The sequence below is a fragment of the Keratinibaculum paraultunense genome (assembly GCF_016767175.1).
Classification (GTDB): Bacteria; Bacillota; Clostridia; order Tissierellales; family Tepidimicrobiaceae; genus Keratinibaculum; species Keratinibaculum paraultunense.
Genome location: NZ_CP068564.1, coordinates 1,373,590 through 1,398,513, shown reverse-complemented (window position 1 = coordinate 1,398,513; position 24,924 = coordinate 1,373,590). Strand labels below are relative to the sequence as shown.

General features: G+C 27.9%; 10 protein-coding genes. 9 read left to right on the top strand and 1 reads right to left on the bottom strand.

The window, feature by feature from the left end; translation table 11 throughout:
* Positions 1 to 24 precede the first annotated feature (24 nt).
* The 7 genes from brxC (at position 25) to JL105_RS06875 (ending at position 19,912) form a co-directional block, all read left to right on the top strand.
* Entirely contained in the window at positions 25 to 3,618 is a 3,594-nt protein-coding gene (brxC, locus tag JL105_RS06905) for a BREX system P-loop protein BrxC (RefSeq protein ID WP_132026817.1), read from the top strand.
* Positions 3,619 to 3,629: 11 nt separating this feature from the next.
* Positions 3,630 to 7,256 carry a BREX-1 system adenine-specific DNA-methyltransferase PglX gene (gene pglX / locus JL105_RS06900; protein WP_132026815.1) on the top strand — a complete coding sequence of 1,209 codons (3,627 nt, stop codon included), beginning with the start codon at positions 3,630 to 3,632 and terminating at the stop codon, positions 7,254 to 7,256.
* A gap of 12 nt (positions 7,257 to 7,268) precedes the next feature.
* The gene (gene pglX / locus JL105_RS06895; RefSeq protein ID WP_132026813.1) at positions 7,269 to 10,967 is read left to right on the top strand and encodes a BREX-1 system adenine-specific DNA-methyltransferase PglX; all 3,699 of its coding nucleotides are present in this window, start codon (positions 7,269 to 7,271) and stop codon (positions 10,965 to 10,967) included.
* A 12-nt stretch (positions 10,968 to 10,979) separates the two neighbouring features.
* Complete coding sequence (gene pglZ / locus JL105_RS06890) at positions 10,980 to 13,493, top strand: BREX-1 system phosphatase PglZ type A (RefSeq protein ID WP_158279989.1); 2,514 nt, start codon at positions 10,980 to 10,982, stop codon at positions 13,491 to 13,493.
* A gap of 11 nt (positions 13,494 to 13,504) precedes the next feature.
* Positions 13,505 to 15,553 (top strand): protease Lon-related BREX system protein BrxL, encoded by a 2,049-nt coding sequence (gene brxL / locus JL105_RS06885; protein ID WP_132026809.1) that lies wholly within the window; start codon positions 13,505 to 13,507, stop codon positions 15,551 to 15,553.
* A gap of 172 nt (positions 15,554 to 15,725) precedes the next feature.
* Positions 15,726 to 17,780 carry a DUF262 domain-containing protein gene (locus JL105_RS06880; RefSeq protein WP_132026807.1) on the top strand — a complete coding sequence of 685 codons (2,055 nt, stop codon included), beginning with the start codon at positions 15,726 to 15,728 and terminating at the stop codon, positions 17,778 to 17,780.
* A 155-nt stretch (positions 17,781 to 17,935) separates the two neighbouring features.
* Complete coding sequence (locus JL105_RS06875; RefSeq protein ID WP_132026805.1) at positions 17,936 to 19,912, top strand: phospholipase D family protein; 1,977 nt, start codon at positions 17,936 to 17,938, stop codon at positions 19,910 to 19,912.
* 93 nt (positions 19,913 to 20,005) lie between these two features.
* On the opposite strand, the gene JL105_RS06870 is transcribed toward JL105_RS06875, so the two are convergent.
* The gene (locus JL105_RS06870) at positions 20,006 to 20,545 is read right to left on the bottom strand and encodes an HdeD family acid-resistance protein (protein ID WP_132026803.1); all 540 of its coding nucleotides are present in this window, start codon (positions 20,543 to 20,545) and stop codon (positions 20,006 to 20,008) included.
* A gap of 383 nt (positions 20,546 to 20,928) precedes the next feature.
* On the opposite strand from JL105_RS06870, the gene JL105_RS06865 reads away from it, so the two are divergent.
* Together JL105_RS06865 and JL105_RS06860 are read left to right on the top strand one after the other, a co-directional pair.
* Positions 20,929 to 22,311, top strand: coding sequence for a tryptophanase (locus JL105_RS06865; protein WP_132026801.1), 1,383 nt, complete (start codon positions 20,929 to 20,931; stop codon positions 22,309 to 22,311).
* A gap of 521 nt (positions 22,312 to 22,832) precedes the next feature.
* Positions 22,833 to 24,923, top strand: a complete 2,091-nt coding sequence (locus tag JL105_RS06860; protein ID WP_237722247.1) for an AAA family ATPase — start codon at positions 22,833 to 22,835, stop codon at positions 24,921 to 24,923.
* Position 24,924: the final 1 nt, after the last annotated feature.

The following is a 24,924-nucleotide window of genomic DNA, read 5'->3' as shown; positions in this document are numbered from 1 at the left end:
AACAAGGAGGTAGGGAAGTATATTATGAAAATAAAAGATATGTTTGCAAAGCCAATTGATAGAGATATACAAGGTGTCATAAAAGTGGGACAAGATGATGAAGAAAATGTTAAACAGGAATTAGAAGAATATGTGGTAACAAAGGAGCTACAGAAGCATTTTAGAGATTTTTTTAGTAGTTACAAAAAGGGAATAGTTGGAAATACAGATAAAATGGGAGTTTGGATATCTGGGTTTTTTGGAAGTGGTAAATCTCATTTCTTAAAGATATTATCATATTTATTAGAAAATCGTGAAGTAGATGGTAAAAAAGCTATTGATTATTTTTTAGAAGATGGGAAAATACAAGATCCTATGGTAATAGCGGATATGAAACTTGCATGCAATACTCCTACAGATGTAATTTTATTCAATATAGATTCTAAAAGTAAGTCAGCAGGAACTAAGGGAAAAGATAGTATATTAAATGTATTTTTAAGGGTTTTTAATGAAATGCAGGGATTTAGCACAGATCCTCATTTAGCAGATTTGGAAAGGCAATTAACAGAAGACGGAATGTATGAAGAATTTAAAAGAAGATATGAAGAAATGCATAATTTAAATTGGGTAGAAAATCGCCATAAGTTTAAATTTCATAAAGATAAAGTAGTAGAGACTTTAGTTGATATAGGTTTTATGAGTGAAGAGGTAGCTAGGGATTGGAGTAGGACTACAGTAAGACCTTATGAAATAAGCATAGACAGATTTGCACAATTAGTAAAAGAATATTTAGATAGCAAAGAGGAAAATCATCATATAGTATTTTTAGTGGATGAAATGGGACAATATATAGGCGATGATACTGATTTAATGCTTAATTTACAAACTATAACAGAAGACTTAGGAACAGCTTGTCAAGGAAAAGCATGGATAGTAGTGACAAGTCAACAGGATATAGATTCTATAACAGAAGTGAAGGGAAGGGATTTTTCTAAAATACAAGGAAGATTTGATACTAGATTAAACCTGACCTCTGCCAATGTTGACGAAGTTATTAAGCTCCGTATACTAGAAAAAACAGAAACTGCTAATAAAACTTTAAGCGTTTTGTATGAAAATAATGAAACTATAATAAAAAATTTACTTATATTTAATGATGGAATAGAGAAGAAACTTTATGAAAACAAAGAGGATTTTTGTGAAGTATATCCTTTTGTACCATATCAATTTGATTTATTAGGCAGTGTTTTAACATCTATAAGACAGCATGGAGCTAGTGGCAAACATCTTTCAGAAGGAGAACGTTCCATGTTGGCTTTGTTTAAAGAAAGCGTAGAAGCAATAATGGATGAAGAAGATGGAGCATTAGTTCCATTCAATATATTTTATGATGGATTAGATAAATTTTTAGATCATAGTCATTCAGCAGTTATAACTAAAGCTTTAGAGAATAATTATATAAATCCAAAAAAAGAAAAAGATAATTTCAATGTAAATGTTTTAAAAACTTTGTTTTTAATAAAATATGTAAAAGAAATAGAAGCTAATTTAGAAAATATTACTACTCTTATGGTATCTAATATATATGAAGATAGGATAGAGCTAAAAGATAAAGTGGAAAATGCATTAAATATTTTAGTTAGGCAGACATTAGTGCAAAAAAATGGAGATATATATATTTTCTTAACTAATGAAGAGCAAGAAATAAATAGACAAATAGAAAGACAACATATTGAAACTCAAGCATTGACTAAAAAGATTTCAGAAATTATATATGCTGGGATTCTTTCCCAAGACAAAGTAAGATATAGTAAATTTGGCAATAGATATAATTTTGGATTTAATAGATGGGTAGATGGGGAGCCTTATGTTGCTAATCAAGCATTTGATATAGGAATTGAGATAATAACTCCTAATTCAGAAAAAAATAGAATAGAGAGTGTTCTAAGAATGAATAGTCAAAAAGAAAATAAAGTTTTTGTAGATTTGCCAAATGATGGAGCCTTTATAGATGAAATAAAAACAGAAATGAAAATAGAAAAATATTTACAGATATCCAGTGCTAGCAATATTCCAAAAATAGAAGAAATAAGAGCTTTGAAACGGGTAGAAATGAAAGAACACCAAAACAGAGGAAAACTCTATTTAGAAGAAGCTTTAAAAGAAGCTAAATTTTATGTAAATGGAGATAAATTAGAACTAAAAAGTAAGGATTTCAAATATAATGTGCAGGAAAGTTTAGAAAAATTGATTGAAACTGTATACCATAAATTAGATTATATAGACACTCCTATGGATGAATCGGATATTAGAAATCTATTCAAAAATAGAAACAAAAAAGATGTGCAATTAGATGTTCTCGATACACCTAATGAAAATGCTATAAGAGAGATATTAAATTATATAAAAATAAGGACTAAAAAGCATAGTAAAATATCACTTAAAGAAGTGAAGGATAAATTTTCAAAAGCACCTTATGGATTTTTAGATGTAGATATAGAGTGGATAATTGCAAAATTATTTTTAGATGGTAAAATAAGTTTTACTTTACATGGAGAAACTATTTCTTTATTTAATGAAAGTGAGAAAGAAATAATAGATTATATAACTAAAAAGCAATATGCAGAAAAATTATTGATAGAAGAAAAAGAAATAGTGGATGAAAGATATATAAAAAGTTTGAAAAACATATCCTCTATAGTATTTGATAAGGAAATACCTTTTGAAGATACAGATATGATGGTAAAAGAATTTAATGAATATGCTAAAGAAATGATAGATGAATTGAATGCCATAAAGGATAATTATAACAGAGGAAAATATCCTGGAGAAAAAATAATTGAAGAAGGAATTGAATTAATCAACAAAACACGAGGAATGTCAAATCCTATAGATGTGTTTAAATATGTAAATAAAAATGAAGATGAGTATTTAGATTTTGAAGAGGAGTATCAGCCAATAAAATCTTTTTTCAAAGGAGAACAAAAAAACATATGGGATAAAACACAACACTATATATCAATATATAATGAAAGTAAAAACTATATATTAAGTGAAGAAATAGAAGAAATAGTAGAAGATATGAAAAACATAGTAAACATGACAAGACCTTATAATAAAATAAAGGATTTACCAGAATTAAACGATAGATTTTTAGACATATATAATAATATTTTAGACGAAGAATTGGAACCTGTGAAAGAGGAGATTGAGCAGGCAAAGAGTAGGATTATGGAAGAACTAGAAAAGACAGGTTTAGAGGATAAATTTGGATATAAATATAGAAATAGTTTTGATGATCTTATAAAAAGAGCTGAATCTTGTAACAATGTTGCAAAAGTAAATAGTTTTAAAATTGAAGCAGAGACTCTAAAAATGAGATATTTAAATGAAATAACTAAAGAAATAGAAGATATAATAGAAATAGACAAAGAAAATGAAACTGATGGAAAAGGAAATACAGGAGGAACAACAGTACCACCAGTTAAAGTACGAAAAATTATAAATATAAAAGACATCAATCCAATAAATTCATGGAGGATAGAAAAAAAAGAAGACTTAGATAAATATATAAATGAGCTAAAATCAAGAATTGAAAAAGAATTAGAAGAAAACACTATTTTAAATATTGAGTTTTAGGAGGATAACAAATGGATAAAACAGCACTCAAAAATTTTTCTATATACTCAAGAGAAAAACTCATAAAGGATATAGAAACTAAAGCTAGACTTATAGGAATAACAGAAGAGGGTATTAATGACCCTCTTCCTGAGTCTACTGAAGACATGCTTATATTTGACATAGGGGAGATTGAACCTTATAGAATATATGGAGAAGATGTAAATAAGTATAAGAAGCTAGTAAAAGAACTAAGAAAAAGAGAAAAAGAATCAAATTATAAAACAGCATATAAAACCTTAGTAGAAGAAGTAGCATATACTTGGTTTAATAGAATAATTGCCATAAGATTTATGGAAGTAAACAATTATATGCCAGATAAGATGAGGGTATTATCTTCTGGTAAAGAAGGAGTAAAGGAACCTGAATTTATAACCTATTATAGAGACACTAATATAGGCATAACAGAAGAAGAATTTGAAAAACTAGATGAACTAAAACTAGATGGCAGTACCCAAGCTATGGACAAGATGTTTCAATTTATGTTCATAAAACAATGTAATGCATTAGGAAAACAGCTACCAGAATTATTTGAAAAAACAAATGACTACGCAGAACTATTATTAAACATATCTTATATAGATGAGAATGGAGTAGTCTATAAATTAATAGAAGAAATAGATGAAGACTATTTTAATATAGAAAAAACAGGGCAGATAGAGATAATTGGATGGCTGTATCAGTATTATAACGAAGCATATAGGGATCAAGTTATAAATATATACAAGAAAAATATAAAAAAAGAAGATATACCTGCAGCTACTCAATTATTTACAACTCAATGGGTTGTAAAATACATGGTAGAAAACTCTTTAGGAAAGTATTGGCTTGAAAGAAATCCAGACAGCGAATTAAGGGAAAAGATGAAGTATTTAATGCCGGGAGAAATAGATTATATAGATGAAAAAATATCCCCTGAGGATATAAAAGTTTTTGATAATGCAATGGGTAGTGGACATATTCTTATATATGCATTTGAAATATTGATGCACATTTACTTAGAAGAAGGATATACCGAAAGGGAAGCAGCAGAAAGTATAATAGAAAATAATCTATATGGTTTAGACATAGATAAAAGAGCCTATCAATTAGCTTATTTTTCCCTTATGATGAAAGGAAGACAATATAATAGAAGAATACTTAATAAAGGTATAAAAAACAATTTAAGAGTTTTTGAAGACAGTACGAATATAAATGAAAATCATTTGGATCTTATGGGAATATCTATGGATGAAGATAATAGAAGAAAAGCTATAAAAGATATAAAATATTTAATAAGAGAGTTTGAAAATGCCAAAGAAATTGGTTCCATACTAAAACTTAAATATTTAGATATAGAGTTTTTAAGAAAGTTTGTAGAAGACACAGAAGCTGAAGGACAGATTTCTTTTGGAGATACCAATATAGAGAAAACAAAAGAAAAGTTGAACAATATATTAGATATATCGGAAATGTTAAATAATAAATATCACGTAATGATAACTAATCCACCTTATTTAAATAAGATGTCTAGTAAACTTAAGAAATATGTAGGGGATAATTATCCAGATTATAAGAGAGATCTATTTTCAGTATTTATTTATAACAATGTGGAAATGTGTAAACCAGGTGGATATTCAGCATATATGGCACCATTTGTATGGATGTTTATATCTAGTTATGAAAAATTAAGAGAATATATTTTAAGAAATAAACATATGTCGAGTTTAATACAAATGGAATATTCAGCCTTTGAAGAAGCTACAGTGCCAATATGCACTTTTGTATTGCAAAATGAAAAGAATGATAAAAAAGGTAAATATATAAGACTTGAGGATTTCAAAGGTGGAATGGAAGTTCAAAGGATAAAAACATTAGAAGCTATAGAAAATCCTGATTGTGGATATTATTATGAAACTAATCAAGATAATTTTGAATTAATACCAGGAAGTCCTATAGCTTATTGGGCTAGTGAAAGGATTTATGAGATATTTGAAAAAGGTGTTTCTTTAGGGAAAGTAGCTAAGCCTAGGAAAGGAAATTCTACTTCTAATAATGCAAAATTCTTAAAACTATGGCATGAAGTTAATTTTAATTATATTAATTTTAAAGAAACTAAAATAATAAAAGAAAAAACGATAATTAAAAGATGGTTTCCATACAATAAAGGCGGTGGATATAGGAAGTGGTATGGAAATAATGAATACTTAATAGATTGGAAAAACGATGCAGAAGAAATTAGATCAATACCAACTGCAGTGATAGCTAATTATGATTTCTTTATGAAACCAGGATTAACTTGGTCTACAGTAACTTCTAAAAAATTTAGTATAAGAGCTTTCGGTGAAGGTTTTATTTTTGATAACGGAGGGTGCTGTTTATTTACAAATATAGAAGATAGAGTTATTTATCTAGCATTATTAAATTCAAGAGTATTTGATTATGTTCTAGGGGAAATAAATCCAACATTGAATTTTCAATCTGGTGAGATTTCTAAATTTCCTTTAGTAGATATCGAATATCAAGAAGATCTAGAATTAATCAAAAAAATTGGAGAGAAAAACATCTCTATCTCCAAAATCGACTGGGACTCCTTTGAAACCTCATGGGATTTCAAAGTTCATCCACTGCTAGATGAAGAAAAACAAGGCGAAATTCCAAACACTATAGAAGAAGCCTATAAAAATTGGAAAGAATATGCAAATTCTAACTTTGCTAAACTTAAAGAGAATGAAGAAAGATTAAATGAAATTTTTATAGAAATATATGGTTTAGAGGATGAATTAACACCTGAAGTATCAGACAAAGATATTACTATAGCAAAAATATTTGATAACAAAGAAGATATATACGATGATATAAAAGGAAATCAATATATTTTAACTAAAGAAGATGTAATTAAATCTTTTATATCCTATGGAGTAGGATGTATATTTGGACGATATAGTTTAGATGAAGAAGGATTAGTATATGCTGGTGGAGAATTTGATATAAATAGATATAAAAAATTCAAACCAGTAGAAGATAATGTAGCATTAATAACAGATGAAGAATATTTTGAATATGATTTAGTAAATAGATTTATAGAATTTGTCAAGGTAAGTTTTGGAGAAGAAAATTTAGAAGAAAATCTTGAATTTATAGCAGATTCTTTAAAAGGTAGTGGTACACCTAGAGAAAAAATAAGAAATTACTTTATAAATGACTTTTACAAGGATCATGTAAAGACATATAAAAATAGACCAATATATTGGCTATATGACAGTGGAAAACAAAATGGTTTTAAAGCTTTAATCTATATGCATAGATACAATGAAGATACCACTGGAAAAGTTAGAATAGATTATTTACACAAAGTACAAAGAGTTTATGAAAATAAAATAAAGTTTTTAGAGAATGACATAGCAAACACTAAAAATGCAAAAGAAAAGTCTAAACTAGAAAAAGAACTAGAAAAGACTATAAAACAGCTTAAAGAATGTAAAGAATATGATGAAAAAATAGGACACATAGCTTTATCAAGAGTAGCTATAGATCTAGATGATGGTGTAAAAGTAAACTATGACAAAGTACAAACAGATAACGAAGGGAATAAGTATGAAATACTCGCTAAAATTTAAGGAGTGAAATATATGGATAAAACAGCACTCAAAAATTTTTCTATATGCTCAAGAGAAAAACTCATAAAGGATATAGAAACTAAAGCTAGACTTATAGGAATAACAGAAGAGGGTATTAAAGACCCTCTTCCTGAGTCTACTGAAGACATGCTTATATTTGACATAGGGGAGATTGAACCTTATAGAATATATGGAGAAGATGTAAATAAGTATAAGAAGTTAGTAAAAGAACTAAGAAAAAGAGAAAAAGAATCAAATTATAAAACAGCATATAAAACCTTAGTAGAAGAAGTAGCATATACTTGGTTTAATAGAATAATTGCCATAAGATTTATGGAAGTAAACAATTATATGCCAGATAAGATGAGGGTATTATCTTCTGGTAAAGAAGGAGTAAAGGAACCTGAATTTATAACCTATTATAGAGACACTAATATAGGCATAACAGAAGAATTTGAAAAACTAGATGAACTAAAACTAGATGGCAGTACCAAAGCTATGGACAAGATGTTTCAATTTATGTTCATAAAACAATGTAATGCATTAGGAAAACAGCTACCAGAATTATTTGAAAAAACAAATGACTACGCAGAACTATTATTAAACATATCTTATATCGACGAGAATGGAGTAGTCTATAAATTAATAGAAGAAATAGATGAAGACTATTTTAATATAGAAAAAACAGGACAGATAGAGATAATTGGATGGCTGTATCAGTATTATAACACTGTACCTAAAGCTGAAGTGGATGTAGCAGTTAAAAAAGGTAAAAAAGTAAATAAAAATACAATACCCGCTAAAACTCAATTATTTACACCAGAATGGATAGTAAAATATATGGTACAAAACTCTTTAGGTAGACTTTGGATAGAGAAAAAAATAGCCAGTGGGATAAATAAAACAGAAGAAGAATTGGCTAAAGAATATGGATGGAAATATTACTTGCCAGAAGCAGAACAAATAGAAGAAGTGAAAATAGAACTAGAAAACATAAGGAAAGATAGAAAATATTTAAAAGTAGAAGATATAAGATTTATTGACCCATCTATGGGAAGTGGTCATATACTTGTATATGCATTTGAGTTATTTATGCAATTTTACTTAGAAGAAGGATATACCGAAAGAGAAGCAGCAGAAAGTATAATAGAGAATAATTTATATGGATTAGACATAGATAAAAGAGCCTATCAATTAGCTTATTTTTCCCTTATGATGAAAGGAAGACAGTATAATAGAAGAATACTTAATAATAATATAGATAATAATTTATATTACTTTATAGATAGTAAAGATATAAACATAAAACAAATAGATTTTTTAGGCGGAAATATAGAAAATAAAGAACAAAGAGAAGGCTTAAAACAAGATATATTAGAATTAGTAGAATTATTTAAAGATGGTAGAGAATTAGGTTCTATAATAAAAATATACAAGGAATATAATTATGATGAACTTGTAACATTTGTGAAAAATATAAAAAACAAAGACATATTACCTATGGAATTAATAGGAATAGAAAATACTCAAGAAGATTTAATTCATATTATTAAATTAGCTAAAATATTATCAAGTAAATATGATGTAGTAGTCACCAATCCTCCGTATTTAGGTAGAAGCAATATGGGGTCAAATTTAACTAAGTATTTAGATAAGAAATATAAAGATACAAAATCAGATTTATTTGCTGCTTTTATGGAAAAATCAGAAGAATTATTAAAATTGAATGACTATTATGGAATGATTAATCAACATTCTTGGATGTTCTTATCTAGTTATGAAAAACAGCGAGGAAAACTATTATTAAATAACACAATTTTAAATATGCTACACTTAGGATCTAGAGCATTTGAAGAAATAGGTGGAGAGGTAGTTCAATCAACAACTTTTATAATAAAAAAGAATAAAATAAAAGATTATAAAGGTTCTTATATCAGATTAATAGATTTTAAGAATGCCATAGAGAAGGAAGAAAAAACATTAGAAGCCATAGAAAATCCTGATTGTGGATATTATTATGAAACTAATCAAGATAATTTTGAATTAATACCAGGAAGTCCTATAGCCTATTGGGCTAGTGAGAATTTTATAAAGAATTTTAAGAAAGGAATAAGCATAGATGATGTATCAGATTATACAGGAGCACAAAATAAAACAGCTAACAATAAAAAATATTTAAGAAAAGTATGGGAAGTTAATAAAAATGATATAGGAGAAAATAAAAAATGGATATTTTATGCAAAAGGAGGAGATTATAGGAAGTATTATGGTAATTTGGATTTAGTTATAGATTGGGATATAAAAGCTAGAAATTTTTATAAAAACAATAAAACATCGAATTTATTGGATGAAAAATATTGGTATAGGGAAGGCATAACATATACGATGTTAACTAGTAAAGGTAGTAATTTTAGATATTATCCCCCAATAGGAGTTTTTGATATGGGTGGACCAACTATATGTATAGATAATGAATTAAATTACTTATTAGGATTATTAAATACAAATACTGTCTATTATTATTTAAAAGTTTTAAATCCAACTTTAAATTTACAAGTGAGAGATGTTAAAAATCTCCCAATAATATTCTCAGAAACCCATAAACCAGAAATAGACTCCTTAGTCCAAGAAAACATCAACATATCCAAAATCGACTGGGACTCCTTTGAAACCTCATGGGATTTCAAAGTTCATCCACTGCTAGATGAAGAAAAGCAAGGCGAAATTCCAAACACTATAGAAGAAGCCTATGAAAATTGGAAAGAATATGCAAATTCTAACTTTGCTAAACTTAAAAAGAATGAAGAAAGATTAAACGAACTATTTATAGAAATATATGGTTTAGAAGATGAATTAACTAAAGAAGTATCAGACAAAGATATTACTATAGCAAAAATATTTGATAACAAAGAAGATATATACGATGATATAAAAGGAAATCAATATATTTTAACTAAAGAAGATGTAATTAAATCTTTCATATCCTATGGAGTAGGATGTATATTTGGACGATATAGTTTAGATGAAGAAGGATTAGTATATGCTGGTGGAGAATTTGACATAAATAGATATAAAAAATTCAAACCAGTAGAAGATAATATAGCATTAATAACAGATGAAGAATATTTTGAAGATGATTTAGTAAATAGATTTATAGAATTTGTCAAGGTAAGTTTTGGAGAAGAAAATTTAGAAGAAAATCTTGAATTTATAGCAGATTCTTTAAAAGGTAATGGAACACCTAGAGAAAAAATAAGAAATTACTTTATAAATGACTTTTACAAGGATCATGTAAAGACATATAAAAATAGACCAATATATTGGTTATATGACAGCTCTGCAGGCAAGACAAAAAGAAATAGTCAAAATGGCTTTAAAGCACTAATCTATATGCATAGATACAATGAAGATACCACTGGAAAAGTTAGAATAGATTATTTACACAAAGTACAAAGAGTTTATGAAAATAAAATAAAGTTTTTAGAGAATGACATAGCAAACACTAAAAATGCAAAAGAAAAGTCTAAACTAGAAAAAGAACTAGAAAAGATCATAAAACAGCTTAAAGAATGTAAAGAATATGATGAAAAGATAGGACATATAGCTTTATCAAGAATAGCTATAGATCTAGACGATGGTGTAAAAGTAAACTATGACAAAGTACAAACCGACAATGAAGGAAATAAATATGAAATACTTGCTAAAATTTAAGGAGTGAATAAAGTGGCAGAACTAAATTTAAAACAAATTGAAGACAAACTGAATAATGAATTCGATGAAAAAGATAGAGTTATTATATTTTGGTATGATGAAAAACAAGAATTTATAGATGATATAAAAAATTTAAATCTTAAAAATGCCAAGATCCATTATCTAACTCCAAGGAACTTATTTAAAACTAAAGTGCTATTAGAGAGGCAAGATACGGAAAGTAACTATCTTATATATGCTCCTTTTAAAAAACCAAATAATAGGGATAATCATTTAGCTGATACAATTATTTATTCAAAAGAGTTTTTTGCAGATAGAGCTTCCCTTATAATGGCAGATTTGGGTATAGATGTAGCATATAAACTTGTAATAGAGAAATATATAAAATTTTTTAATGCTAAAGATAGGACCAATAGATTTTATGAATTGGAAGTAGATGAATACAATGAGGAAAGTATAGAAATAGCTTTGTTATCTGCATTAGTTAAATCAAAGGTAGCAAATTTTGAAGAGGTTGTAAGGATTGTATTATCTGAAGGTTTATCAGATAATAAATACATGAAGGAGTTTTCTAAGTTTGGATTGGAAGAAGCTTTTTGGAAATATTGTAGAATTAATTTTTCTTATATAGATGAGGAACCAAATCTTATGAAACTTTCTATAAGTTTACTATTAACTTATGCAGAAAATCAAATGAATACTAAATTGCCTTCAAAATTAAATAAGTATGTATTGGATAAGCCTGGTACTGTTATGGCTTTTATAGATCAGATGATGAACAGCAATATATATAAAGACAGTTTTAGAAAAATTTCCAACGAAGTATATAAAGTTATAGATGGAGATAAAATTTTTAAAAATTATGAAATAGAGCATTTAATAAATGTAGATGTATTTAAAGATATTGACGAAATAATAATAAATTGGGTTTTGGATAGATTGTTTGATGAAAATTTAAATGCAACAGTCAATAATTTGTCTTTAGTTGATGTATGTAAAAGTAGGAAGTTTAAGCATTTTAAAGATTTATATAGTGATAAATATGATGTTTTAATAAATGCTTATTATTTAATATTAAATAAAGATTTTACTCCAGAGGACAATATAATAGATTTGGTAGAGGAATATGACAATAAATATTATAAAATTGACACTTATTATAGGAAATTTTATTATCATTTAGATAAAGTTAAAAATAGCAGTATATTTGAAGAATTGAAGGTTCTAGTTGAAAATATATATATTAATAAGTATTTAGATGTAATTTCAAAAGAATTTAGCAATAAACTAGATTACAATATTTTAAAAGAAAAGTATAAACTTCAAAAGGATTTTTATAGAAATTATGTAGCAGGAAATAGTGGAAGAATTATTGTAATAATATCTGATGCATTTAGATATGAAATTGGAAAAGAATTAGTAGAAAGATTTAAATTTGATGAAAAAACTGAAGCTAATATAGAACCTCAAATTGGGGTATTGCCAAGCTACACTAGCTTAGGAATGGCAGCACTTTTGCCAAATAAACATATTGAGATTGCTGATAATTATGAAGTTTTTGTGGATGGAAAGCCCACTAAAAACATGAATGAAAGGAATGCTATACTTCAATCTAAAAATCCTAATAGTGATAGTATACAATATGATGAATTGATAAAGATGACAAAACAAGAGATGAGAGATTTTTTTAGTGGAAAAGAAATAATATATATTTATCATAATAAAATAGATGCAAGAGCCCATAGCTCAGAAGATGAAGTTTTTGATGCTTGCAATGAGGCTATGGAGGAAATAAAAGATATTATAAGAAAACTTACCAATAATATTTCGGCAACTAGATTTATAGTTACAGCAGATCATGGATTTATTTATACTAGAAGTAAAAACAAAGAATCAGATAAGATAAATAGGTTTTTTGAACAAAATGATAAAACTAATAGAAGATTTATAATTTCAGAAAAACCTTATGATATATTAGGTACGAAAAGCATGATGGTATCTGATGTTTTAGGGAATTATGATGAAAGAGCTATTATTACACCTATATCTTCTGATGTTTTTAAGGTACAAGGTGGGGGACAAAATTTTGTTCATGGTGGAAGTTCACCCCAGGAGATTATAGTTCCTATAGTTAAAGTAAAAACTGTTACAGGTGCTGTAGAAACAGAGAAGGTTAAAATATCCCTCATAAGTATGTTATCAAAGATAACTAATTTACTATTAAGTTTAGATTTTGTTCAACAAGAACCAGTTTCAGATACTATAAAACCTGCTACCTACAAAATTAGATTTGAAAATGAAGATGGAGAACTTATATCCAATGAGGAGATTTATGTTGCTAAAAGCAGATCAAAAGAGTCTATAGATAGAATTTTTAAATTAAATTTTAGGCTTAGAAATAAAAAATATACTCAAGATGAGAAATATTATTTTACAATTACTGATGTAGAAACAGGAATAGAAATTTACAGACAACAAGTTATTATAGATATAGCTTTTGCAGATGATTTTGGTTTTGATATATAAGGGGGAGTTAGATGCCTAATTTGTTCGATAGAGATGAGTTAAACAATAAACTTTTGACTTATTTCCCTGGTAAAGTTGTGAGAAAAGATCTAACAAAAAGAATCAAAGAAGGTGCAAATGTTCCAGTGTACGTGCTGGAATATTTGCTAGGTATGTATTGTTCTTCTCAAGATGAAAAAATAATTGAACAAGGAGTCCAAAATGTAAAAAATATTTTATCTAGAAATTATGTTAGACCTGATGAAGCACAAAAAATAATATCTAAGCTTAGAGAAACTGGAAGTTATACTGTTATAGATAAAGTATCAGTAAGGTTAAATTATAGAACAGATACTTATGAGGCAGAATTTTCCAATTTAGGACTTAGTGGAGTTCCTATATCTGATATATATCCTTCAAAATATGATAGGCTTTTGGCAGGGGGAATCTGGTGTATAGTGCAGATGGAGTACTTTTTTGATGAAGGAGATAAAAATAGAGTTCCTTTTATTATAAACAAGCTAACTCCTGTCCAAATGCCCAATATTGACATAGATGAATTCAAGGAAGCTAGAGCCAAATTTACAGCTAAAGAATGGATAGATATAGTATTAAGAAGTACTGGAATGGAACCAGACAAATTAAATGAGAGAGAAAAATGGTTACACTTGATAAGGTTAGTACCATTAGTGGAAAATAACTATAATTTTTGTGAATTAGGTCCTAGAGGAACAGGTAAATCTCATATATATAAGGAAATTTCCCCTAACTCTATATTGGTTTCAGGAGGGCAAACTACTGTAGCTAATCTATTTTATAATATGAACACTAGACAGGTTGGACTTGTAGGTATGTGGGATTGTGTAGCCTTTGATGAAGTTGCAGGAATTAAATTTAAAGACAAAGACGGAGTTCAAATTATGAAAGATTATATGGCTTCTGGTTCTTTTTCACGAGGAAAAGAGGAAAAGAATGCTACGGCTTCCTTTGCTTTTGTAGGAAATATAAATCAATCTGTAGATGTTCTATTAAAAACCTCTCATTTGTTTGAACCTTTTCCTGAAGAGATGGGTATGGATACTGCATTTTTAGATCGTATACATTGCTATTTGCCAGGCTGGGAAATTCCTAAATATAGACCAGATTTTTTTACGGATGACTATGGATTTATTACTGATTATTTTGCTGAAATAATGAGAGAGCTGAGAAAGGAATCTTTTACTGATGCTTATGAAAAATATTTTAAATTAGGTAATCAACTAAATCAAAGGGATACTATTGCCGTTAAAAAGACTGTGTCAGGTATGATAAAATTAATATATCCTCATGGAGAATATACTAAACAAGATATTGAAAAGATATTGAGATTTGCATTGGAAATGAGAAGAAGGGTAAAAGAACAGCTTAAAAAAATTGGTGGGATGGAGTTTTATGATGTAAATTTTTCTTATATAGATAATGAAACTTTTGAAGAAGAATATGTTCCTGTTCCTGAACAAAGTGGAGGAACTCTTATTCCAGATGGCATAGGTAAACCAGGTCATTTATATACTGTATCTAGAGGATCTTCAGGTATGATTGGTGTATTTAAATTAGAAACACAGATGACTTCAGGAAATGGTAAATTTGAAAGAACTGGAATTGGCTCTAATTCAAAAGCAAAAGAAGCTATGGACAATGCTTATAAGTATTTAAAAGCTAATAGTAAAAATATAAGCGGAAATATAAGCACAACTACAAAAGATTATCTTGTACATGTACAGGATTTAAATGGAATAGGAATGACAATGAAATTGACTTTACCCACTATAATAGCTATATGTTCAGTAGCATTAAAAAAGCCTGTACTTTCTAGTTTAGCTGTTTTAGGAGACATAAGTATAGGAGGGACTTTGATTAAAGTAGAAGAATTAGCCAATACATTGCAAGTTTGCCAAGACAGTGGAGCCAAAAAAGTATTATTACCTTTAACATCAGCAGCTGATTTAGGAACAGTACCCCCTGAGCTAGTGGGTTCATTTAACTTAATATTTTATAAATCTGCAGAAGATGCTATATTTAAAGCTTTGGGAGTGGAGTAGGATTATTATAAAAGGAAGCTGCATTTATGATAATTTGCCTAATAGGGCAGGTAAGGATTGTATAAAACGATAAGAATGAAGGAGATTTAAAAAAATAGAGAAATTATTGAAAGATATTTGTTAAAACATTACCTTTACTGAATGTATGATATAGATAAATAATAGGAGGAATATGAGAATGCAAGCAGGTCCTATGAAATTATTAGCATTATTAAAGGAAAATAAAAGTATATTTAATATTCCTGTATATCAAAGAAATTATGAATGGAATAAAGACCAGGTGGAGCAATTTTTCAGGGATATTGAAGGAATAATAAGGGATGATTATAATAATGGACATTTTTTAGGAACCATTGTTTTTGTATCTAATGAAAAGCAAGAATTGATGATGGAAAGGATAATTATTGATGGACAGCAGAGAATTACTACCACTGTACTTTTATTGAAGGCAATACATGATTCCTTAGATGAAAGTAATAATGAAGAGAAAAATCTTAAAGAGGAAATTTATGAGACTTATATTATAAACAAATATGTAGATGAGAAATATAAATTAAAATTGAAACCTGTAGAAGAAGATATGAAAGCATACGTAGATTTAATAGAATCTAATCAAACTGATGAAGATTCTAAAATATATACAAATTATAAATTGCTAATGGATTTAATATCTAATTCAGATTATAATGTTCAACAGATTTATAAGGCATTATCATACGTACAAATTGTATATATATCTTTAGATAAAAATTCTGGAGCAGAGAATCCACAATTAATTTTTGAAAGTTTGAATTCTACTGGATTATCATTAACTGAGGCAGATCTTATAAGAAATTTTATTTTAATGGGATTAGAATATGATGACCAGGTTGAATTATATAGAAAATATTGGATTAATATAGAGAAGCTTTTGACAAATGCAAGAATATCTGAGTTTGTGCGAGATTATCTAACAATGAAAATAGGATATGTTCCAAATAGAAATAAAGTATATGTAACATTTAAAAAATACTATTTTAAAAATAACTACAATAGTAAAGACATATTAATAGATTTGTTAAGATATACAAAATACTACCACTGGTTTATAAACTTGGAAACAGGGATTGATGATATAGACGAATGGTTATGGAGATTAGAAAATATGAAATCTACTGTAGTGTACCCATATTTATTAGAATTGTTTGATGATTATTTTGAAAAGAAAATAATTACTAAGAATGAATTATTAGAGACGATGAATATTATAAATTCATATCTTTATAGAAGAACTATTTGTAATATTCCTACTAATGCTTTAAATAAAGTTTTTGCATCTATGGCTAAAAGTGTATCTGATTTAAGGAATCGTGGTAAATCGCATATTGAGGCAGTTACTGATTATTTAATGAGTAAATCTGGAAGTGCAATTTTCCCAAGAAATGAACAATTTAAAAAAAGTTTTATTGAATTGGATATATATAATAGGAGAAATAAATTAGCATTGTTTACCTTATATAATATTGAAAAATATCAACATAAAGAAATTGTAGAATTAGACCAATTGACTGTAGAACATATTATGCCTAAAACTTTAACTCCAAAATGGTATATTGACTTAGGTAGAGATGGAGATGAAGTTCATAAATTATATAAAGATACTATTGGCAATCTAACAATTACAAAGTATAATTCAGAGATGTCAAATAAAAGTTTTGAAGATAAAAAAGATATTTATATGAATTCGAATATTAAATTAACTAGAGATCTGACAAATTTTGAAAAATGGGACAAAGATAGCATTATAAGTAGAGCTAATAGTTTATTTAAAATAGCTAATAAAATTTGGCCATTGCCAGTAGATAATTTTATAAATGTATCTCAGGAAAATTTAATTCCTGGAGAAGAATATTCAATATTGGATAATATAGATGTTACAGGATACAAACCTACAGCTTTAATTATAGATAATGAGAAGATTTTTATTTCATCATGGAAGGAAATGTTGATTGAAATGAGCAAGTTTTTATTAGAGTTTGATAGAGAATTATTTTATTCATTATTAGACAATAAGAACTTCAAAAAATTAATTTCTAATGATGCAAATGGCGTAAGGAAAGCAGAACAATTAGCAAAAGATTTATATATAGAGACTAATTTAAGTGCAAATGATATTTTAAATTATGTTAGATTATTGAATAAAGAATATGATATGGAGGAATTTGTTGATTTTACAATAAGATATTAGAAATTATGAAAGGAAGAGGAAAAAATACAAATGCTAGAATTCCAATACGAAATAATGGAACATATAGGCTTAATCTTTGGAGCACCAATTAGCTATAACAATTGAGATCTAAACAATAGGAGGTAGAAATTTGGTTTCAAACTGGGGGGAGTAATATGAATGAGGAAATAGGCGTATTTTCCATGTTTAGTGAAAATAACGATTTGCTGTCTAGTTCAGGGGAAATAAAAGTAATGAACATGGAGTATATAGATTCTGAAATTACCAACTGGGAAGAATTGTTTAAAGGTTATTCAAAACTGCATGCTGTTACTTACTCCTCATCTATAGATTTTATCAGTAAATTACTTCCCATGTTTAAAGAAATTGAAATTATATTCGGGTTCGAAAAAGTCTTAAAAGGTCTAGATGATATAATGGCTTATCAACAAGTAACTATTGAAGAATTAAGGTCTATTTTTAATAAAAAAGAACAAAATTTATTAAATAGGATAGATGATGGAACTTTGAAATTATTTTTAATGAGAGATAAAGTATCTCATAAAAAAATGTATTTATTAAAAGGGGATGGATTAGAACCAAAAGTTATAACTGGTTCTGCGAATTTATCGAATATTGCTTTTTCAGGTAAACAATTAGAAAATATATATGTGTTAAAGGGTGAAAATGCATATAAGGAATTTTTTGCTGAATATAACGAAATGAAGTTAGAAAGCACTGATTCAATAAGTAGAGAAGCTATCGCATTATCTGATGGTGAAGATATCGAAAATATTCCCATTATATCAAATGTAAAAACCAATAAGGTAATTATAATAAGTCCAGAAAATGAAGTAGCTAGTAATTCCAATAAGAATATACTAATAAAATACAATCATTTAAAGAAAAAGTATAAAGATGTTGTACCAAAACCCTCTAAAAACGGGAATATACTCTTGAATTATAGTGAAGTAAAAAAAATAAAAGAAAAAATAAAACATGTAAATATAGAAAAAAATGCCATTGAAAGGAAAACTCCAAAACTAAAAATAGATATCAATAATAAAGAAGTAATATTAGATGATATGCCATTAGATTTAAACCCTAAGCCAGAAGAAATTAAAAATGATGTAAATTTATTTGTAAATTATTTTAAAGGATTTAATACATTTCTTGGCGATACGGAGGATGCTATAAATAAATACTATGCATTTACCAATTGGTTTTTTGCTTCACCATTTATGTCTGTTATTAGAAGTTATGCAACTATATATAATAAACCTATAACACCTTATCCAGTATTCGGGCTGCTATATGGAAAAAGCAATGCTGGAAAGACTAAACTATTAGAAACTTTGATGCTTATGATGGTGGGACAGAAAGCAGTATTACCTGCTAAAGAGTTTACTAAATCATTAATATACAATCTTAGGGAGGAAATGCTTGGTTTCCCAATAGTTATAGATGATTTGAATAATACAAGATTTAGAAATCATGCTATTGAATTGATAAAAGATGATTCATATATAGCAGAAAATTTTTCATCAATAGCAATTAGTGCAAATGAAGATGTAAAGGCAGTAGAAAATGAATTGTCTAAGAGAATGATAATATGCCATATTACTGCAAGTCTACCTAAAATGGATGCTATGAAAGGGAGTTTGGTTAGAACTACTCAGAATAATATAGGTACAGCTTTTTATAGAGAATACTTAAGGCGAATGATGGATACTACAATTCCTTTATTGATAGAGGAATTGTCTGATGATGAAAAGGAGGCACCTGATATCTTTTATTTATCTTCCAAGATTATCAAGGAAATTATTGGAGAATTTTATAAAGAAGAGGTTCCAGATTGGGTAGTTGAATTAAAGCTTGATTATTATTTTGAAACTTTAGCAGAACAAAGTATTAAACAAAAGATTCTGACTATGTGGAAATCCAATCCCAAAATATTTAAAGTTAATAAAAAGTCAAATATACTTACTATAGATACTGGTGATTATCATGAAGCAAATAGGATAGTTGGTGAGTTACCGTCATATATGCATAAAGGGACGGCAAATGGTGTAATATCCTTGGATTTAAAATATGCTGAAGAATATTTTGGACAAGATTTTTGTTCGCGATTTATTGATAGATTTATCAAATAAAATAATTGAATTTTATGAAAAACATTTATAATATACAGTATATTATTGTTATTAAATAAAAGGATGATTAGCTTTTGCCAATCATCCTTCATATTATTTAAAAAAAGATGAAATTTTATATATCATAAATATATCGCTTATTCCACTTATTATTAAACCCAATCCAATTATGATAGAAAAAGCAGGAGATATAGCTCTAGGATTTAGTATTCCATAGAATCCAAAGCAAATAGCTATAAGTCCAAATATTGCGGATAACCACCATTTTTTATATCCTATATCCTTTAAATTGAAAGCATGTTGGAAATTAATTGCTCCATGAAAGAACAGGAAAAGACCTAATATAGCTCCAAAGATAGAGACTATTGTTCCTGGTTTTATTAAGAAGAATAATCCAATTAATAGAGCAATAATACCTATTCCTAAATTAAAACTTTGAAATCTTTGAGAAATATCTGATTGGACATGAGCAATTATCTTAAAAATACCGTATAGAGCAATTATCAACCCCAATATTATTACTATTATTTTGTTAGTGACATCAGGTTGAATTAAAAACATTAAACCAAATAAAATATACAATATCGCCATTAATATAAAATTTAGTTTAGTTTTTTTAAAAAAATCATTCATGATATACCTCCTGTTCTTATTTTAAAATATATAGCATTATATTATACATATACCCATTATTTATTTAACATAAATCATAATTTTGTATAGATAATTATTAAATTTTTAATTTACTTAAAACACATAAATATATAGTTTATTGAAACAAAAGGGTAAAGGGTATATTAAAAAATTAAAAAATTTGATATAGTTAACATATAGGTAAGATTACTTCTCAAACTATTGTCCAATTTGATTTATTAAAATTTAAATAAATATTAAATAAATATTAAATAAAAATGAAAGGTGGTGAAAGCCGTTATTAAAAGCTAATTTTTAAAAAAATTCTAATATTATATAATATTTATTAGAATTTAAATTTAGTTTTTAATAACGGAGAGTGTATGAATCCTAAGTATTATGCAGAGCCATTTAAAATCAAAGTGGTGGAACCAATAAAAATTTTAAATGCAGAGGAAAGGTTAAAAAAAATTGAGGAAGCAAATTATAATTTGTTTTCTCTGGATTCAGAAGATGTTTATATTGATTTATTAAGTGATAGTGGTACAGGTGCTATGAGTACAGCTCAATGGGCAGGGATGATGGTAGGGGATGAAGCTTATTCTGGCTCAAGGAATTATAAGAGATTGGTAAGTACTGCTCAAGATATATTTGGATATAAATATATACAACCTGTCCATCAAGGTAGAGCAGCAGAAAAAGTAGTATTACCTATTTTTTTAGGACCTGGGAAATATGCTATTTCTAATATGCATTTTGACACTACTAGAGCTCATGTAGAATTAGCAGGGGCAAGAGCTATAGATTGTGTAGTTCCAGAGGCACTAGATACAGAAACTTATTATCCATTCAAAGGGAATATGGATACAGATAGGCTGAAAAAATTAATAGAAAAGTACGGAGCAGAAAATATTGGATTAATTATAATGACTATTACCAATAATAGTGCAGGTGGACAACCTGTATCTATGGCAAATCTTAGGGAAACTTCAAAAATTGCAAAAGAGTACAACATACCTTTATTAATTGATGCTGCTAGGTTTGCAGAAAACTCATATTTTATAAAGACAAGAGAAAAAGGTTATAAAGATAAATCTATTAGAGACATAGCCCTTGAAACTTTTAGCTATGGCGATGTATTTACAATGAGTTCTAAAAAGGATGCTATAGTAAATATGGGTGGCTTAATAGGTGTTAAGGAGGATGAAGGACTATTTGAAGAAATCAAGGCAAGAACAATACCTTTGGAAGGTTTTATTTCCTATGGAGGATTAGCAGGTAGAGATTTAGAAGCATTGGCTATAGGATTGGAAGAAGGAATAGATTATAATTATTTAAAATATAGAATAGGACAAATGGAGTACTTGGCAGCTAGGTTAGATGAAGCAGGTATACCTTATCAATCTCCAGTGGGAGGGCATGCAGTATTTGTAGATGCTAAAAAACTACTACCACATATACCTTATTATGAGTTTCCAGGTCAAGCATTAGCAGTAGAGCTATATAAGGAAGCAGGAATTAGAGCTTGTGATATAGGTTCTTTCATGATAGGAAATGATCCTGATACAGGGGAACAAATTGAGTCGGAATTTGAATTTACAAGACTTGCCATACCTAGAAGAGTATATACCCAATCTCATTTAGATGTTATAGCAGAAGCTTTAATTTCCATAAAAGAAAGAGCGGATTCAATTAAAGGTTATAAGATAGTTTGGGAACCAGAAATACTTCGTCATTTTACAGCTAAATTAGCACCAATAGATTAATCATTTGTAAAGGGGTGGATTAACCATCCCTTTTTTATTAGAGTTTATTTTTTGGCTTATTAAAATCTATGTATTGGTTGATGCTGATAATTATCAACAGATATTCAACAGTAAACAATGTGGTTAGTACTCATTTAGGCAAGAATATGAGTATAGCCAATATGTATAGTATGACTGTAGCAGGTATTATTACAAGTACAACGTAATCCAGTAGTAGTGCCTGTACCTCAAACATGTGAGGAATTGCTGAGAAGAGTAAGTGGAGAAGAAGACTATTATTGTGTAGATTGGTATTTGTGCTATAAAAACATCTAGTTTAGAAATACAAAATTTTCGTGGAGTAATAAAAAACAACAATATTACAAACTGTATTGACAAGTCTAGACCTCTTTTGTAATATTATATTACGAGGAGGTTTTTATGCTAAAAAATTTCCTAGAAGATATTTCTGAACTTTAAAAGATAGTGAAGATATTTATAAATCAGGAGAAGATATATAAGAAAGAAAAGGGAGTGATTATATGAATAGGGATTTATCCTATAAAATACTTCAGGATATTATGACCATGGATGATGTGATACCAGATGAACATGATGGTTCCTATGAATTAGTAAGGGAAACGGTTGAATCCCTTTCAAATACTGATTTACATAGAATAGATATTCCTGATTTAGATATGCTTTATTTTATGGCTGTAGGAACCTGGAAAGGTGGAGTAGAATTTAGATTAAAAAAAATAGAAGAGAGTAATTTGCCTATAGAAGAGAAAATTAGGTTGAAATCAATTTTTAATAATGTTGTAGAAAAAGCCAAGGATCATTTATATGAAAATAGCGATAAACATACTTGGTCAGTTGGTATGTTTGGAACTGGCTTTTATACTTTTAATGGGAAATCTGATAAACAAAATGCCCAAAAATTTATATCTTTATGTATTAGGATAAAAGATCTAGACGATGATGAAGAGATTTTTAATATAGCCGAGGAAACATTGAAGAATGGAATAAAGGGTATGCAAGCAGCCTCTGCATCTATAGTACTTCATTGCCTAAAACCAAATGTTTTTCCAATAATAAATAATGCTATGATAGAAGCAGCTGTTTTACTAGAAAGTGAAGATGTAATTTTCAATAGACCCAATCAACTTACAACCTATATTGAAAATTCTAGAAAAATTAAGAAGTTTCGTGATGAAAAGTGTAAATTTAAAAATTATAGGGCATTAGATATGAAGTTTTGGGAAGTGGGGAAATTGGAAGAAGAAAAGTATGCTGAAATAAAAGAAGAAGAAAAACCTTATGAAATGAAAAAGGAAACAAAAAATATGGTTAACAATATTAATTATTGGTGGCTTAATGCAAATCCTAAAATATGGAGTTTTAACGATATTGAATTAGGAGAATCCATTAGCTATACATCTAGAAATGAAAGGGGAAATAAGAGAAGAATATATAAAAATTTTGAAGATGTAAAAAAGGGTGATATTGTAATAGGTTACGAGTCCACACCAGTAAAAGCAATAGTTGCGATTGGACATATCTCTGGGGAATATGATGGAGAAAGAATCTGGATTGAAAAAGATGAAAATTTGATAGAACCATTAGAATATAGCTACCTAAATTCCATAGAAGAACTTAAGAATATGGAGTTTTTTCAAAATCCCCAAGGGAGTCTTTTTAAATTAACAGAAGAAGAATATGAAATAATAATGGATATTATTAGGGAACAAAACCCTACTATAGGAGCTAAAACCAATGAAACTTATACAAAGGAAGATTTTTTAGAAGAGGTATTCATAGAAGAAGAGCAATATGAAAATATAATTAATCTATTAAAATATAAAAAGAATATTATCCTCCAAGGACCTCCGGGAGTTGGCAAAACCTTTGTTGCAAAGAGAATAGCTTATTCTATTATGGGCGAAAAGGATGATTCAAGAATAGAAATGGTACAATTCCATCAAAACTATACCTATGAAGACTTTATCATGGGTTACAGACCAGTTGAAGAAGGTTTTAAATTGAAATATGGAATATTTTATCAATTTTGTAAGCGTGCATTAAACGATCCCCACAGAAGCTATTACTTTATCATAGATGAAATAAATAGGGGAAATATAAGCAAAATATTTGGAGAGCTTATGATGTTAATTGAATCAGATAAAAGGGGAAGTGATTATGCCATTCCCTTAACATATTCAGAAAATAAATTTTATATTCCTGAAAATATATATATTATAGGGACTATGAATACAGCAGATAGAAGCCTTGCAATGATTGACTATGCATTGAGAAGGAGATTTTGCTTTGTAGATATGGAACCTGCTTTCGATAATTTGAATTTTAAAGGATATTTAGAAAATAAAAGTGGAGATTTATCCAATATAATAATAGATAAAATGAATAGGCTAAATAAAGCTATTGAAAATGATATATCCCTAGGTAGAGGTTTTCGTATTGGACATAGTTATTTTTGTATTGATAAGGAAACTATAACAGAAGAGGACTACAATAATATCATTAAATATGAGATAATACCACTATTATCTGAATACTGGTTTGATGATTTTGACAAGGTAATAGAGTGGAAGACAGAGCTATTGGAGTGGTAAT